Source organism: Desulfobacterium sp. N47 (genome assembly GCF_051233685.1).
Taxonomy (GTDB): Bacteria; Desulfobacterota; Desulfobacteria; order Desulfobacterales; family RPRI01; genus RPRI01.
In genome coordinates this window covers 1-1254 of the sequence record NZ_JBAMMY010000246.1, presented here as the reverse complement: position 1 = coordinate 1254, position 1254 = coordinate 1, and the positions used below count along the sequence as shown (strand labels likewise).

1 protein-coding gene and 1 pseudogene are annotated in these 1254 nt (G+C 39.6%); both read left to right on the top strand.

Translation table 11 applies throughout. The annotated features are described in order from the left end of the window. Positions 1-327 (top strand): annotated as a pseudogene (locus VXK47_RS15985) (IS4 family transposase); the annotation flags it as partial. A gap of 35 nt (positions 328-362) precedes the next feature. Further along, a complete protein-coding gene (locus tag VXK47_RS15980; protein WP_435549783.1) occupies positions 363-1040 on the top strand; it encodes a flavodoxin family protein in 678 nt (225 codons plus the stop codon). Positions 1041-1254 lie beyond the last annotated feature (214 nt).

Genomic DNA, 1254 nt, shown 5'->3' with positions numbered 1-1254 from the left:
AGATCCGTTTACCAGGATTTCCATGCCAAAGTATTTTCAAAGAACCTGACGATGATGATTGCAAATTCAGTTGAGCCGCTTGTTGAGAAAAATACAGCGAGCCGGAAATATAAGTATCAAGTCAATTTTACCCAGGCGCTTTCGGCAATAAAGAATGTCATTGTGCTTTTGATCCTGCGCCCCAGCGATAAAATTCACTCTATTATTGAAGATCTACAGGCGCTCATTCTCAAATGTGTCGATGCAATCCGGCCTGGTAGAAGTAATAAACGAATTTTCAAAAAGCGAAACAAAAAGTTTAACCCGGCTTATCGGCAACCAGCTTAATTCAACGGCATTGAGGTAGAAGAAAGGGAAATATTATGAAGGTAATTGCTTTTAACGGTAGTCCGCGAAAAAAGAAATGGAACACCATAACACTGTTGGAAAACGCTCTTAAGGGCGCTGAGTCGGCAGGGGCCAAAACCGAACTGGTACAACTTTACGATCTGAATTATTCAGGTTGTATTAGCTGTTTTTCCTGTAAGAAGCTTGATCGCAAGGAAGACGGAGTTTGCGCAGTAAAGGATGATTTGACTGCTGTGCTGAATCGTGTAAAAGAGGCCGATGCCCTGATTATCGGTTCTCCCGTATATTACGGCACTGAATCTGCTGCCACAAGGGCTTTTCTTGAACGGCTTTGCTTTCCTTATTTCAAATACGCTAAAGATATGCGATCACTTTTCCCAAGACGTATTAATACTGCTATGATTTATACGATGGGCGTAACTGATGAAATGCTTAAGCAGACAGGCTTTAGCCAGGTTTTTGATACAACAAAAATGATGCTTGGAATTCATTTTGGCGCGTGCGAATTGCTATTATCAAAAGACACACTCCAATATAGCGACTATGACAAATTCGAATCGGAAATGTTTGACAAAGAGGCAAAATACAAACGTCACGCCGATATCTTTCCTCAGGATTGTAAACGCGCCTTTGAATTAGGCATTCGTATGGCATCGGGTAAGGTTCCGGAACCGATTCCGGACTTTGGATAGTGATAATATTTTTCAAGAAGATCGCTTTGTTTTTTTGTTGGAAAAGCAAATTAATATAAAGTATAACTATTATTTGAGGTAATTTAATAAGTCTATCAGGCTAAAATCTCGACGATTTTCAACCCACAATTTTTTATTTCAACCCAATTTTTCAGGCAAATTTACCAGGCAAAAAATATTTTCACTTTTTTTTATTTTCTGCTGGCGTCCGAGC